This window comes from Serratia sp. LSHTC3, from assembly GCF_057197125.1.
In genome coordinates this window covers 702,117-715,515 of sequence record NZ_JBXUNP010000001.1, presented here as the reverse complement: position 1 = coordinate 715,515, position 13,399 = coordinate 702,117, and the positions used below count along the sequence as shown (strand labels likewise).

13 protein-coding genes and 1 tRNA gene are annotated in these 13,399 nt (G+C 63.1%); 5 read left to right on the top strand and 9 right to left on the bottom strand.

Annotated elements, in window-relative coordinates; translation table 11 throughout:
- The first annotated feature begins 2 nt into the window (after positions 1–2).
- Positions 3–2,306 carry a phosphatidylglycerol--membrane-oligosaccharide glycerophosphotransferase gene (gene opgB, locus AC2CGI_RS03405; protein ID WP_076740684.1) on the top strand — a complete coding sequence of 768 codons (2,304 nt, stop codon included), beginning with the start codon at positions 3–5 and terminating at the stop codon, positions 2,304–2,306.
- Positions 2,307–2,443: 137 nt separating this feature from the next.
- Positions 2,444–3,907, top strand: a complete 1,464-nt coding sequence (locus AC2CGI_RS03400; protein WP_015378406.1) for an AMP nucleosidase — start codon at positions 2,444–2,446, stop codon at positions 3,905–3,907.
- Positions 3,908–3,943: 36 nt separating this feature from the next.
- Here the strand turns inward: AC2CGI_RS03400 and nac are convergent, their stop codons facing one another.
- The gene (gene nac, locus AC2CGI_RS03395; RefSeq protein WP_015378407.1) at positions 3,944–4,867 is read right to left on the bottom strand and encodes a nitrogen assimilation transcriptional regulator NAC; all 924 of its coding nucleotides are present in this window, start codon (positions 4,865–4,867) and stop codon (positions 3,944–3,946) included.
- Positions 4,868–5,205: 338 nt separating this feature from the next.
- On the opposite strand from nac, the gene AC2CGI_RS03390 reads away from it, so the two are divergent.
- A tRNA-Asn gene (locus AC2CGI_RS03390) sits at positions 5,206–5,281 on the top strand.
- Positions 5,282–5,338: 57 nt separating this feature from the next.
- On the opposite strand, the gene AC2CGI_RS03385 is transcribed toward AC2CGI_RS03390, so the two are convergent.
- Both AC2CGI_RS03385 and AC2CGI_RS03380 read right to left on the bottom strand, forming a co-directional pair.
- Positions 5,339–5,779, bottom strand: coding sequence for a DMT family transporter (locus AC2CGI_RS03385; protein WP_015378408.1), 441 nt, complete (start codon positions 5,777–5,779; stop codon positions 5,339–5,341).
- 17 nt (positions 5,780–5,796) lie between these two features.
- A complete protein-coding gene (locus tag AC2CGI_RS03380) occupies positions 5,797–6,315 on the bottom strand; it encodes a GNAT family N-acetyltransferase (RefSeq protein ID WP_021505836.1) in 519 nt (172 codons plus the stop codon).
- Positions 6,316–6,353: 38 nt separating this feature from the next.
- Here AC2CGI_RS03380 and AC2CGI_RS03375 point away from each other — a divergent pair, with 38 nt between their 5' ends.
- On the top strand, positions 6,354–6,923 hold the full coding sequence (locus AC2CGI_RS03375) for a helix-turn-helix domain-containing protein (protein WP_015378410.1): 570 nt from the start codon (positions 6,354–6,356) through the stop codon (positions 6,921–6,923).
- 13 nt (positions 6,924–6,936) lie between these two features.
- On the opposite strand, the gene AC2CGI_RS03370 is transcribed toward AC2CGI_RS03375, so the two are convergent.
- The 3 genes from AC2CGI_RS03370 to AC2CGI_RS03360 form a co-directional block, all read right to left on the bottom strand.
- The gene (locus AC2CGI_RS03370; RefSeq protein WP_015378411.1) at positions 6,937–7,230 is read right to left on the bottom strand and encodes a DUF2623 family protein; all 294 of its coding nucleotides are present in this window, start codon (positions 7,228–7,230) and stop codon (positions 6,937–6,939) included.
- A gap of 130 nt (positions 7,231–7,360) precedes the next feature.
- Complete coding sequence (locus AC2CGI_RS03365; RefSeq protein WP_015378412.1) at positions 7,361–7,948, bottom strand: nitroreductase family protein; 588 nt, start codon at positions 7,946–7,948, stop codon at positions 7,361–7,363.
- A 69-nt stretch (positions 7,949–8,017) separates the two neighbouring features.
- Entirely contained in the window at positions 8,018–8,914 is an 897-nt protein-coding gene (locus tag AC2CGI_RS03360) for a LysR substrate-binding domain-containing protein (protein WP_484593933.1), read from the bottom strand.
- A gap of 115 nt (positions 8,915–9,029) precedes the next feature.
- Here AC2CGI_RS03360 and AC2CGI_RS03355 point away from each other — a divergent pair, with 115 nt between their 5' ends.
- Entirely contained in the window at positions 9,030–9,665 is a 636-nt protein-coding gene (locus AC2CGI_RS03355; protein WP_015378414.1) for a flavodoxin family protein, read from the top strand.
- Positions 9,666–9,673: 8 nt separating this feature from the next.
- Here AC2CGI_RS03355 and AC2CGI_RS03350 read toward each other — a convergent pair whose 3' ends face one another.
- From AC2CGI_RS03350 to AC2CGI_RS03340, 3 genes are all read right to left on the bottom strand, one after another.
- Complete coding sequence (locus AC2CGI_RS03350) at positions 9,674–10,891, bottom strand: acyl-CoA dehydrogenase family protein (RefSeq protein WP_015378415.1); 1,218 nt, start codon at positions 10,889–10,891, stop codon at positions 9,674–9,676.
- A 17-nt stretch (positions 10,892–10,908) separates the two neighbouring features.
- The gene (locus tag AC2CGI_RS03345) at positions 10,909–12,339 is read right to left on the bottom strand and encodes an MFS transporter (RefSeq protein ID WP_021505838.1); all 1,431 of its coding nucleotides are present in this window, start codon (positions 12,337–12,339) and stop codon (positions 10,909–10,911) included.
- 183 nt (positions 12,340–12,522) lie between these two features.
- On the bottom strand, positions 12,523–13,398 hold the full coding sequence (locus tag AC2CGI_RS03340) for a MetQ/NlpA family ABC transporter substrate-binding protein (RefSeq protein WP_076740683.1): 876 nt from the start codon (positions 13,396–13,398) through the stop codon (positions 12,523–12,525).
- Position 13,399: the final 1 nt, after the last annotated feature.

Below are 13,399 nucleotides of genomic sequence, written 5' to 3'. Positions count from 1 at the left end.
GGATGGTTTTAGCAGTCGTTTCGTTTGTTCTCTTTTTGGCGTCGATTTTGATTTATCGCACCCGGGCCGCCGCCAACCGCTGGTGGTTCGCCATTCTGCTGACGCTGCTCGGCAGCTATCTGGTGCTGAACGTCATCCTGATCGCCAGCAACTACTTCACCGGCGACGGCATCACCGATGCGGTGATCTACACCGTCACCAGCAGCCTCAAAGGCGCGGGCATCAGCAAATACGTGCTGCCGTTTATCGGCCTGCTGGCGGCGCTGGGGGTGATTTTCGCCGTGCTGGCCCGCAGCCTGCTGCGCCGCAAGGCCAAAGGCAGCAGCGTGGCCTACAGCGTCGTCGCCGTGCTGCTGGCGCTGTTTTCGGTCGGCACCACCCCGGCGTTTCAGGACATCTCGCTGCTGGTCAAGAGCCAGATCGTCGGCGATACCGCCGATTTCACCACCTACTACAAGGCGCCGAAAAAGACCGTACAGGGCAAACGGCCGAACCTGGTGTACATCTATGCCGAGAGCCTGGAGCGCACCTACTTCGATACCGAGTTGTTTCCCGGCCTGGCCGACGAGCTGAACGCCCTGCGCACGGACAGCATCGATTTCAGCAATACCCAGCAATTGCCGGGCACCGGCTACACCATCGCCGGCATGGTCGCCTCGCAGTGCGGCATTCCGCTGTTCGCGCCCTTCGACGGCAACGCCTCCAGCGCGGTCTCCACCTTCTACCCGGAGAACGTCTGCCTGGGCGACGTGCTGAAGGCCGCCGGCTACAGCAACTATTTCTATCAGGGCGCCGAGCTGGCGTTCGCCGGTAAAGACACCTTCCTGAAATCCCACGGTTTCGACCATGTATACGGCTTCAAAGAGCTGCGCGATCGGGTCGCCGATCCGAGCTACAAAAACGACTGGGGCTGGTACGACGACAGCGTGCTGGACGTGGTGTACGGCAAGTTCGTCGAGCTGTCCAAACAGCGCCAGCCGTTCTCGCTGTTCACCCTGACCGTCGATACCCATCACCCGGACGGCTTTATCTCCGCCGGCTGCAGCAAGAAAAGCTACGCCTGGCAGAACAAGGAAAACCGCTCGCTGAGCGCGGTAGCCTGCAGCCAGCAACACATCGCCGCGCTGATCGACAAGATCAAACGCTCGCCCTATTTCAGCAATACCGTGATCGTGGTCTCCTCCGATCATCTGGCGATGAACAACACCGCCTACGACATCCTGACCAAACAGAAGCGCCGCAACCTGTTCTTCATCATCGACGGCACCCGGCCGCTGGCGGAACAGCGCAACGAGAAGCGCAGCACGCTGGACAACGGCGCCACGGTGCTGGACGTGATGGGCGGCGACAACTACATCGGCCTTGGCCGCAGCAGCCTGTCGGCGCCGTCGCTGTCTACGGTGTTCCTGAATATCGAAGAGAAGATCAACGGCTGGAAACCAGCGGTGATCAATCAGTGGGGCCTGCCGAACCGCATCAGCGACTACAGCGTGGATACGCGCCAACGCAGCTTCAGCTTTTCCGGCGTCACCTACAAGGTGCCGTTCATCCTGCGGGTGGGCGACAACCGCATCGAACCGATGTTCAACGTCTACCTCTCCACCCCGCTGCGCAAGCAGCTGGCCGGGCTGGGGGCGGGGGAGAAATTCGTCTGGGTCGATAAATGCTACGAGATCGGCCGGGTCTGGGCGCCGCAGCTGGCGCTGAGCACCGACATCTGCGTGGCCTCGGGCACCCTGGCCTCGCCGCCGCAGATCGCGCAGGCCAGCGGCGAACGCTTCAACGGCAAGGTGAACTTCACCGGCCCGGCGGCGGACAGCGTCGCCGATTATCAAAACGCCGTCGCCCGCCTGCAGGTGGACGACGCGGCGGTGAAATACCGGGCGGACACCATCGAGTTCATGCTGCCCGGCATGCCGGAACAGGTGAAAGCCATCACCGGCGTCTCCGCCGTCGAGGAATGGGGCCGCTGGTCCGACGCCAATCTGGCGCCGGCGGTCGACATCGATTACGTCGATCCGCTGCCGAAGCGCTTCGATCTGGTGCTGCGCGCCCGCGCCTACGGCAACAACGTCGGCGAACCGATTTCGGTGCGCGTCGGCGACGAAGAGCGCTTCGTGTCGCTCGGTGAACAGGACAGCACCGTCACCCTGCGCTTCGACAACCCGCGCGGCGCGCAGAAGATCAGCATTACTCCGCCGGCGCCGACCGAGCCAAAAGAGAGCGCCAGCGGCGGCTTCACGCCGAAGAAGCTGGGCATCGGCCTGGTGTCGCTGAAGGTCGAAGCGGCCGCTCCCGCCTCCTGATCCCCCGCCTTCACGGGCGCGGTATTTTCTTTGCCGCGCCCGTCATTTCGACCAAGCTTTTACGCCCTTCTTCGGCTAACCTGTGACGGTAAAACGCCGCAACCCCGCCACAGAGCCGGGACATCCAAGGAGAAAGTATGAGCTATGCCCCACCTCGCAGCGGCCTCAGCGCCGATCAGGCACTCGATCAACTGGAAGCCCTGTATGACGCCGCGGTAGACGCGCTGCGGCAGGCGGTCAGTGACTTTATCAGCCACGGCACGCTGCCGGATGCACAAGCGCGCGCCGCCGGGCTGTTCGTGTATCCCGAACTGCGCGTCAGCTGGGACGGGCAGCAATCCGGCCCGAGCAAAACCCGCGCCTTCGGCCGCTTTACCCATCCCGGCAGCTACAGCACCACCGTGACCCGGCCGCAGCTGTTCCGCCACTATCTGGCCGAACAGCTGGCGATGCTGGAACACGATTACGCCGCCCATATCGAAGTGGCGCCGTCGCAGCAGGAGATCCCGTTCCCTTATGTCATCGACGGTTCCAGCCTGGCGCTCGATCGCTCAATGAGCGCCGGCATCGCGCAGCATTTCCCCACCACCGAGCTGGCGCAGATCGGTGACGAGACCGCCGACGGCCTGTACCACGCCACCGACAACCATTTCCCGCTGTCGCATTTCGATGCGCTGCGCGCGGATTTCTCGCTGGCGCGTCTGCGGCACTACACCGGCACGCCGGTGGAACATTTTCAACCGTTCGTGCTGTTCACCAACTACACCCGCTATGTGGACGAGTTCGTGCGCTGGGCCTGCGCCCAGATCGCCGATCCGGCCAGCCCGTACATCGCGCTCTCCAGCGCCGGCGGCACCTACATCACGCCGGAAACCAGCGCCCCGGAGCAGGCGGTGTCCGATCTGGCGTGGAAAAACCACCAGATGCCGGCCTATCACCTGATCTCGCGCACCGGCCAGGGCATCACGCTGATCAACATCGGCGTCGGCCCATCCAACGCCAAGACCATCTGCGATCACCTGGCGGTGCTGCGCCCGAGCGCCTGGCTGATGATCGGCCACTGCGGCGGCCTGCGCGAAAGCCAGAAGATCGGCGATTACGTGCTGGCCCACGCCTATCTGCGCGACGATCACGTGCTGGATGCGGTGCTGCCGCCGGATATCCCGATCCCGAGCATCGCCGAGGTGCAGCGCGCCCTGTATGACGCCACCAAGATGGTCAGCGGCATGCCCGGTGAAGAGGTCAAACAGCGTTTGCGCACCGGCACCGTCGTCACCACCGACGATCGCAACTGGGAGCTGCGCTACTCCGCTTCGGCGCGCCGCTTCAACCTCAGCCGCGCGGTGGCGGTCGACATGGAGAGCGCCACCATCGCCGCTCAGGGTTATCGCTTCCGGGTGCCGTACGGCACGCTGCTGTGCGTCTCCGACAAACCGCTGCACGGCGAGATCAAACTGCCGGGCCAGGCCAACCGCTTCTACGAAGGGGCGATCTCCGAGCACCTGCAGATCGGCATCTGCGCCATCGATTTGTTGCGCGCCGAGGGCGATCGCCTGCACTCGCGCAAGCTGCGCACCTTCAACGAACCGCCGTTCCGCTAACGGTGCTCAGGCCCGCTGCGGCGGGCCGTTTTTTCCTCAACGCACCAGCGCCAGCGCGCGCTTCTCCTGGCTGCGGCCGCCGGCGATCGACAGCAACAGGTCTTTCACCAGCAGCGCCGGGGCGGACAGCCCCTGTTGGCTGGACATGCACAGTGACAGCGGCACCGACATCGTCGGCGCATTGATGCGCGCCATCCAGGCCTTGGCCGGGCCGATCATCGCGCGCGCCACCGATTCCGGCAGCACGGTCGCCCCCAACCCGCTGGCGATCGCGGCGCTCAGCGCGCCCGAGGATTCGATCTCCCCCACCACGTTGGCAGCCAGCTTGCGCAGCGCCATCGCCTCCTCCAGCTGGTTGCGCACCGCATCGCCCTCGCGCGGCAGGAACAGGTTCAGCCGCGCCACGTCCAGCAGCTCGACGCTGTTGCCGGGATGCGGCACCGCGCGCGTCGCCACCAGATAAAGATCTTCCCGCATCAATGCGATGGCGTGCAGACCGGCGGGCATTTTGGCGCCGTAGACCATCGCCATGTCCAGCGTCTGGTTAGCCACCTGCCCGGCCAACGCCGCGCCGCCGTTTTCATGCAGGCTGAGCAGGATGCCCGGCTGCTGATCGCGCAGGGTCTGCAACAGCGGCAGCGCCAGCTGCGCCGCAGTGCTGCCCGACGCCAGCCCGAGAGACACCTGGCCGCTCATCGCCTGCCCGGCGCTGTTGACCGCGCTCTGCGCCTGTTCGCACTGGCGCAGAATGGTCTGCGCGTGGGCATACAGAATGTTGCCGGCCTCGGTCGGCTGCACCCCGCGCTTGGTGCGGATCAGCAGCTGCTGCTTCAGCTCCCCTTCCAGCGTCGCCAACTGCTGGCTGAGCGCCGGTTGGGCGATGTGCAACACCTCCGCTGCCTGGGTCAGGCTGCCGATATCGACGATTTTCACGAAGTACTTCAGACGTCTGAAATTCATAGTGCCTCCAGCGAGCCGCTAAATTGAGAATGCCGAAATCCGGTCATGCAATCACAGCAAGATCCAGGCCAGAGTCGGTAAACGGCCGTGGAAGCGGGGTACAAGGCGGTAAATGGCCGTTCGCCGGGCGGCGCGCGCCACCGCGCAGGGCAACCGTTGCACCATCGGCAGGCAAATGCGCCACACAACGGGCAATTCGACGGCGCTGCGCGCGGGATAAGCGACAAAAGCGAGAAAAAGCAGCAGGTTGGGCAATCTTGCAGCAAACGAACGCATCGGGCGTTTTCACGCTTTACAAGCCGCAACCGCCCCGCTATTATTCGCCCCGTTCCAACGATTCCTCTGTAGTTCAGTCGGTAGAACGGCGGACTGTTAATCCGTATGTCACTGGTTCGAGTCCAGTCAGAGGAGCCAAATTTAGAGAAGCCCGCTCAGGGAAACCCGAGCGGGCTTTTTGCCTTTCAGCCGCCGTCAAAAGCTGCGTTTCGCCACCAGATAGGCGCCCGCCACCAGCAATAAGGCGCCGACCAGCGCCGGCAGATTCTCGCGCAGCGCCGCCGGACCGGCGCGATAGGCATCGGCCAACAGCCCCATGCACAGCTGGCTGGCGACCAGGATCGAAATGGTGGCCGCCGCCCCCAGCTTCTGGTAACCCAGAATGCCGGCGAACACGAACAGCGATCCCAACAGCCCCGGCAACAGCATCCACCACCTGGCGGCGCCGGTCACTTCCGCCACCGCGCCGAGGCCGTTTTTGGCCAGCAGCAACCCCACCAGCAACAACAAACCGACGCTGGAGTTGATCACCAGCGTAATGAGGATGGTCGAAACGCTTTCGGTAATGCGCACCATCAGCAGATTCTGCACCACCAGCCCCATTCCCGCCGCGATCAGCAGTAACAGCATATTCATCGCCCTGTCTCCCGGGATCAGCGCGCGGGCGGCGTCGCCCGCTCGTCGAGCCTCAGCTGCAGGAAGGTCAGATCCAGCCATTGGCCGAATTTGGCGCCCACTTGTTCCATGCGCCCCACGTCGCGAAACCCCAGCGCCAGATGCAGCTTAATCGAGGCCTGATTGCCGGATTCGATGCCGGCCACCATCACGTGCTTGCCGATTTCCCGCGCCCGTGCGATCAGCGCCAGCAGCAACGACTTGCCAATCCCTGCGCCACGATGCGCCTGATGGACATACACCGAATGTTCCACGGTATGGCGATAGCCGTCCCAGGCGCGCCAGTCGCCGAACGACGCGTAGCCGATCGCCTCGTCCGCGCCGTTCACCGCCACCAGCACCGGGTAGCCCGCCGCCTGCCGCTCGCCGATCCACGCCGCGCGGTTGGCCGCATCCACGGTTTGTTCATTCCAGATGGCGGTGCTGTTCAACACCGCGTCGTTATAGATAGCGGCAATCGCCGCGCTATCGTTGAGCGTCGCATTTCGTATAATCATGGTTTACCCCGGCCAATTGTCCACTATAATACTACGATATGAATATTAAATTAGACAATCTAAATCAGCTGATCGGCGCGCGCATTCGCATTGAACGCGAGGCGCGCCACTGGTCGCTGTCCGATTTGGCCGAACGGGCGGGCGTATCGCGGGCGATGGTGCATAAGATCGAACGCGGCGAGAGCAGCCCGACGGCGATGCTGTTGGGCAGACTGGCGGGGGCGTTCGGCCTCAGCATGTCCAAGCTGATCGCCCGCGCGGAAACGCAGGAAGGCCGGCTGCTGCGCCGGGAAGATCAACCGGTCTGGGTCGATCCGGAGAGCGGCTACGTGCGGCGCCACGTGTCGCCGCGCACCGATCTGCCGCTCGATCTGGTGCGCATCGAACTGCCGGCCGGCGCAGCGATCCCGATGCCGGCTTCGGTGTATGCCTTCAAGCGTCAGCTGATCTGGGTTTTATCCGGCGAACTGGTCTTTCTTGAGGGCGACGCGCGCCATGAAATGGCCGAAGGCGACTGCCTGGAGCTCGGCCCACCGGCGGACTGCCGCTTTGAAAACCAAAGCGATGAGGCATGCGTGTATATGGTGGCGGTGCTGAGCGCCGCCTGACGGCTCACCGGCGCTACCCCGGCGTCGGCTGGTTATAGCCGGCGTGGAAAAACTTCTCCGCCAACCGGCTGTCGCCGCCGGAGAAGAACTCGCTCATCGGCTCGCGGCCGAGGCCATAGGCGCGGCTGAGCTGCCCAGCCTCGAACGCCGCCCGGTTCTCGTCGCCGCAGCGCTGCGCCAAATGGTGCGCATAACCGAGCACGAAACCGCGCTTGTAGTCGGAGCAAAAGCGCGACAGCTCCGCCTCCGGCTTCAGGTTCTCTACCTTTAACCCCGCCAACAACCCTTTGCCAAAATGATCTCCCACGGGTTCCTCCTCACCGCACAATCGTTATATAACAAAATATACAGCGAATGAGCGAACGAGAACATACTCCCTAAGTTTTACTCGCCGCATAAAAAAGGCCCGCCAAGCGGGCCTGCGAGAAAGCGGGCAATCACAGCGTGAAATTCAGCCCTTCGCTGACGGTCTTGCCGAGCGGCAGACGGCCCGACGGCGCTTCTTTCTCCTGCAGGAAATCCGGCAGGCGGGCTTTGTCGCCCGGCTTGCCGATCGCCACCATAGCGTGCACCGCATAGTCGTCCGGCAGTTGCAACGCCGCTTTGATCTTATCGTGGTGAATGCCGCTCATGCAGTGGGTCAGCCAGCCTTTCAGATGCGCCTGATGCGCCAGGTTGGCCCAGGCCGCGCCGGTGTCGAACGCATGGGTCGGGTTGTCCACCAGGCGCTCGCCGTTCAGGCTGGTGGTTTTGGAGACGATCACCACCAGCGCCGAGGCGTGTTGCGCCCAGCCGCGGTTGAAGTCGATCAGGAACTCCAGGTAGTTCTCCCAGCTGTCGGAGCCGTGCTTGCTGTAGGCAAAGCGCCACGGCTGAATGTTGTAGGCCGAAGGCGACCAGCGCGCTGCTTCAAAGAAGCTCAGCAGCGTTTGATCGTCGATGGCGTCGTTGGTCATCGCGCGCGGCGACCAGCGCTCGATAAATTGCGCGTCAATCGGGTAATCGGAGATTCTTGGCTGGCTCATGATAGGTTCTCGCAGTGAAGTAAAAACAAAAGTTCGCTGATATTCCCACAGCTTAGGACGGTAAAACTTTTATTTCGTGCCATTGTCCTGCGGCAATTCCTGCTGCAACCAGGCCAGAAACGCCCTGACCGGCGGATGCCGCTCGCGCCCCGGGGCGCACAGCACGCTGTATGCGGCGCCCGGTACGCGCACCTCCGGCCGGTACGCCACCAGCAGACCGTTGTCCACCATCTCGGACACCATCACCGAGCTGGCGAGCACCCATCCCTGCCCGGCCACCGCCGCCTGCAGGGCGTAATGCTCCTCGTGATAGCTGCGCATCGCCGCATGGCGCTGCCACCAGTCCACGCCGGCGGCCCGGCACCAGTCATGCCAGCCGCTGTCGTACAGCGCCGAATCCCCCCACTTGACGGTGATCAGCACCGGATTTTCCGGCGGAGCGGCGGCCAGCCCCGGCGCGGCGTAGACGCCAAAGCTTTCCTCCAGCCGCGCCGCCTGATGCAGCGCGGGATAGTGCACGCGGCTGTAGCGCACCGCCACATCCACGCTGGCGTCCTGCTGCAGGTCGATCACCTCGGCGCAGGCCTCCAGGCGCACCAGATAGTGCGGATGCGCCTGGTAGAAACGCCCCAGGCGCGGCACCAGCCACAGCGCCGCGAACGAGTGCGTCACCGAGACGCACAGCGAGCCGCTGCTGGGCTGCGGCCGCAGGCCCTCAAGCGTGGCGGCGACATCAAGCAGCGCGCCGTGCACGCCGGCAAACAGCGTTTCGCCCTTCGCCGTCAGCCGCACGCCGCGCGGCACCCGCTCGAACAGCGCAAAACCCAGCTGCTGTTCCAGCGCCTTGATCTGGTGCGAAATCGCCGTCGGCGTCACCGCCAGCTCGGCCGCCGCCAGCTTGAAGCTGCGCAGGCGAGCGGCGGATTCAAAGGTGCGTAACGCGTTGACGGGCAGCGTAGCGAACATGGCGAAGCCTCTTGGGATGAGTTGAGTTCATCCTGGCAGAAAAACCGTCATTTGTCGCCTGCAGACGTTCGCTTCTAGATTAAGGCTGAGTTCACTTCACACCAAGGAGTATGACATGAATACAGCTCATCAATCCAAGCGCCTGGTGGTGCTGATCGGCAGCCCGCGCCGCGACGGCAACAGCGCCACGCTGGCGCAGGCGATCATGGCGGGCGCCGCCGAAGCCGGCACTTCCGCCAGCCTGCATTTTCTCGACGATTACCTGAGCGGTTTCCTGAGCGATGAACGCCATACGCCGCCGCCGGCCGATCGCTACGCCGAGCTGTTCCTGGAGCACTTCCTGCCGGCCGACGGCGCGGTATTTTGCACGCCGATTTACTGGTACGGCATGTCGGCGCAAACCAAGGCCTTTTTCGATCGCTCGTTCAGCTTCTATTCCAACGCCTACCCTCAGGCGGAACAGGTGCACCAACGCATGAGCGGCAAACGCATCGGGTTGGCGGTGGCGTCGGAAGAAACTTATCCCGGCGCGGCGCTGGGCATCGTGCATCAGATCCAGGAGTTCAGCCGCTACACCCATTCCGCCTTCGTCGGACTGGTGCACGGCGCCGGCAACCAGCGCGGCGAGATCGCCCGCGATCCGCGCAACCCGCTGCGGGCCGCCCGCGAGTTGGGGCGCGAGTTCTTCACCCGCCCCTACTCGGATTATCAGATGGACAGCCCGCGCAGCACGCAGGTTTGGACGGAATAGCCACGGCCTCAACCGCCACTGCCGATTTGCCAGATAAAGGTCGGCGTATGGCGGTTAATTTCCCAGTCACCGATATTGCGCGCCTTGTAGATCACCGGATTATGTGAAGAGAGCGTGCGCGCATTGCGCCAGTGGCGATCCAACGCCTTGCCGGTACGGGTATCTGAAGCGCCGAGCGCATTGAACAATTCACCGGCGGCGCGCTGCACCCACTCCCCGGCGATGACCTGCGCCCTGGCCGCGTCCAGCTCCGCCGTCACGTTAAGCGCCTGCAGCAGCGCTTCATCGCCGGATCGATGCGCCTCATAAGCCTGCTGCAGCGAGGAAGTCGCTTTTAGCACCGTCGCCTCGACCGCATAGGCCCAGGCGCTGATTTGCCCCACCACCTGCTGGATCTGCACGTCGTCCTTCACCCAACCGGCGTTGCCGTGGCTATAGATCCTTTTACGTTGCCTCACGCCCTCGCCGACGTCTCGCAGCACCGCGCGGCCGATCCCCGCCAGCGTCGCCAGCAACACATGCTGATAGAACGCAGTTTGGTAGCGGAAGCGCTCGGCAAAGTCATAGACGTGCGCCTGCTCGACCTGCGCATCAATAAAACGCGTGGTGCCGCTGCCGGTAGTGCGTTGGCCAAATCCGTCCCAGTCGTCGTCGCGCTCTACGCCCGGCTGGGCGACGTTAACCAAAGCGATCACCGGGCCGCCGCTGTCGCTGCGCTCGGCATACACGTCGATCCAATCGGCAAACAGACTGCCGGTGCTGTAAAATTTCTCGCCGTTGAGCGACCAGCCGTCGGCCTGCGGCGTTACCCGGGTATTGACCTGCCCCAGCTTCACGCCGCCGATCTCGGTCCAACCGCTGCCGACCAGCTCGCCGTCGAGAAAGCGTTCGAACCAGCGATCGCGCTCCGGGCCGTCCGGCGCGTTCAGCCGATCTTCCACGAAGGCGAAATGCGCCCGCAGCGCCTGCGGCAGGTTAGAGTCCGCCTCCGCCAGTTCGGCCAGCAGTTCGAACAGCTGCGGCAACGAAGCGCCGTCGCCGCCCTTTTCACGCGGGATGCGCACCCTGCCGAACCCCGCCTCTTTCAGCCAACGGATCGGTTCATGCGGCAGCGTGCGCGACAGCTCGCGCTCCACCGCCCCGGCGGCGATTTCGGCGAAGATCGGCCGAAAACGCGCGGCCAGCTGTGCGTAGTCTGCTCCGGTGGATAACAGGTGTTGCGTCATGTCAGTGTCCTCTGTGGTTAAGCGCGATCGGCCAGATCGTCGATATCGCGCGCCGTCGGTTCGAAGCGAATGATCAGCAGGAAGACGATGGGGATCGCCGCCGCCAGTGAAACAATCCAAAACATGTCGGTGCCGAAGCGCGCCTGCAAAATCGGCAGAATAAACAGCGCCAGCGCGCTGCCGATACCGGACAGCGAACGGCCGAAACCGACGCCGGTGGCGCGGATCGCCGTCGGGTAAGAGAGCGCCGGGTAAATCATCATCTGCGCGCCGGGGCCGAAGCCTTCGGCGAACAGCCATAGGCCCAACATCAGGATCGCCAGCCCAACGCCGAACGCCGCCTGCGGATGCCCGATCAACGCCAGGGCAATCAGCGCGATAAACTGCAGCGCAAATCCGGCGATCGCCACGTGGCGCGACGGATACTTCCATGCCAGACGCATGCCGAGCAGGCCACCGGTAAAGGCGAACAACACGTTCAGCCCGAGCGAGGCGGAGAGGGTTTCAAACACCCCGGCGCCGAGAAACTGCGCCAGAATCGACGGCAGAAAGAAGGCGATGGCGGTGTATTCAAAGGAAATGCAAACGTTCATCACGCAGGAGACCAGAGTGCGCTCGCGGTACGGCTTGCGGAACAGCACGCGGAAGCTGACCTTCGCCGCCGCCGGTTGGGCGGCGTCAGGTTCCGCCTCATGGGCGGCGATGCCGTATGACTCACGCAGGATGCGCGCCGCCTCTTTCAAATCGCCCTGGTTAGCGGCCCACAGCGGCGACTCGTTCATAAACTTGCTGCGCACCATGATGATCAGCAGCGCCGGCACCGCGCCGAAAATCAACGAGGCGCGCCACAGCCAGTTCGCATGTTCGGCCGGCAACAGAAAATAGAGCGCAAAGATGATCAGAAAACACATCGACGAAGCGGCGTACCACATCGGGCACCAGGCCGCCAGGCGCGACGCCTTGTTGGCCTTGCCGGAGAATTTGGAGAATTCGGCCAGATAGGCCATCGCCACCGGCAAATCGATGCCGACGCCAATACCCATCAAAAAGCGCGCGCCGATCAGCACCCAGACGTTGGGCGCCAGCCCGGCGGCGATGGCGGAAACCACAAAAAACAGCATATCGGCCATAAACACCTGATAGCGGCCGTACTTGTCGGTCAACCAGCCGCCGACCAGGTTGCCGAGAATGGTCCCGACCATGATCGAAGAAGTTACCACCCCGGTCAGCAGCGGGCTGAGGCTGAATTCACGCACCACGTCATCGATGCCGTAAGACAGCGTGGTCAGATCATAGGCATCGAGAAAAACACCGCCCAGCGCCAACAGCACGATCATGCGCGCATGGGTATTTTTCTCGCTGCGTTGGTTAATCAAACGCGCCACATCGCTGGCGGAGCCGATGGGCGCAGATAACGGCGGCGCGGTATCGATATTTAAGGTACTCATAGCTTCCTCGTTGTAATTGGCAGGTGACACCTCGTTTATAGGGTGAAAAAATTACGCCGACAAACAACAAACATTTCTATAAATATCATTAAAATCAATAAATTAAACACAGTTACAGCGTAACGAAAACGCCGGATTAACACGCGTTAATCCGGTCTTTATCACGGCCATTTCGGGCGGGGATTATTCTGCCGAGACCGGCACCAGCACGCCTTTCACCAGCGGGTCGTCGGTGTTTTTCAGCCACGCCTGCAACCTGGGATCGGCAAACGCCCGCTGCAGCTTGCGAATATTTTCGTCCTGCAGATAGGGCGTGCCAATCACCAGCTGCGAGGCGAAGGTCTTCGGCGCCGGTGGGAACAAGATGCCCTTCTCACGCGGCACTTTGCCGGCGTCGAACTGCGACACATAGCCAATGGCCGCATCTACCGAATTCAGCGCGCGCGGCATGGTCAGCAAATCCAGCTCCTTGAAGTTAAAATGGCGTTTGTTCTCGCGAATGTCTTTCAGCCTGGCGGTGCGCGCCTCGATCGCCGGATCCAGCCCGATCAGTCCAATGCGCTGCAGCAGCCACAACGCCTGCCCCTGATTGGCGCCGTCGTTGGGCACCACGATCTCCGCGCCGTCCGGCAACTCGGCGATCGACGTATAGCGGTCGGAATAGATGCCGAACGCCCACTGAAACACCGGCAGCGTCGGGGTCAGCTTAAAACCGTTGGCCTCCACCACCTGCTTTAGCCACCACTGGTGCTGGTAGATCGTGGCGGCGTACTGCCCCTGCGCCACCGCACGATCGGCCTGCACCGGGTCCTGCAGGCCAACCGCCTCCAGCCTGAGGCCGTAATCCGGCGCGATATGCTCGCCGACGTACTCGATCACCCGCTGCTCTCCGGCCATCGCCGGCTCAAAGTGCACTTTCAGCGTGCTGCCGAACTGCACCGTCTGCTGCTGGCGGGCGCTGAAGTGCCAAACCGCGACGGCGATAATCGCCACCGCCGCGATACCCACCGGCCACGGCCAGCGTTTCTTCTTCACTATCTCAAAATCGTGATTAGGCATG

Coding starts and splice junctions, on each gene's coding strand:
- AC2CGI_RS03360 (WP_484593933.1), bottom strand. CDS start 8,914: ATGTTCGCTACGCTGCCCGTCAACGCGTTACGCACCTTTGAATCCGCC.
- AC2CGI_RS03340 (WP_076740683.1), bottom strand. CDS start 13,398: ATGCCTAATCACGATTTTGAGATAGTGAAGAAGAAACGCTGGCCGTGG.
- AC2CGI_RS03345 (WP_021505838.1), bottom strand. CDS start 12,339: ATGAGTACCTTAAATATCGATACCGCGCCGCCGTTATCTGCGCCCATC.
- AC2CGI_RS03375 (WP_015378410.1), top strand. CDS start 6,354: ATGAATATTAAATTAGACAATCTAAATCAGCTGATCGGCGCGCGCATT.
- AC2CGI_RS03380 (WP_021505836.1), bottom strand. CDS start 6,315: ATGATTATACGAAATGCGACGCTCAACGATAGCGCGGCGATTGCCGCT.
- nac (WP_015378407.1), bottom strand. CDS start 4,867: ATGAATTTCAGACGTCTGAAGTACTTCGTGAAAATCGTCGATATCGGC.
- AC2CGI_RS03365 (WP_015378412.1), bottom strand. CDS start 7,948: ATGAGCCAGCCAAGAATCTCCGATTACCCGATTGACGCGCAATTTATC.
- AC2CGI_RS03400 (WP_015378406.1), top strand. CDS start 2,444: ATGAGCTATGCCCCACCTCGCAGCGGCCTCAGCGCCGATCAGGCACTC.
- AC2CGI_RS03385 (WP_015378408.1), bottom strand. CDS start 5,779: ATGAATATGCTGTTACTGCTGATCGCGGCGGGAATGGGGCTGGTGGTG.
- AC2CGI_RS03350 (WP_015378415.1), bottom strand. CDS start 10,891: ATGACGCAACACCTGTTATCCACCGGAGCAGACTACGCACAGCTGGCC.
- opgB (WP_076740684.1), top strand. CDS start 3: ATGGTTTTAGCAGTCGTTTCGTTTGTTCTCTTTTTGGCGTCGATTTTG.
- AC2CGI_RS03355 (WP_015378414.1), top strand. CDS start 9,030: ATGAATACAGCTCATCAATCCAAGCGCCTGGTGGTGCTGATCGGCAGC.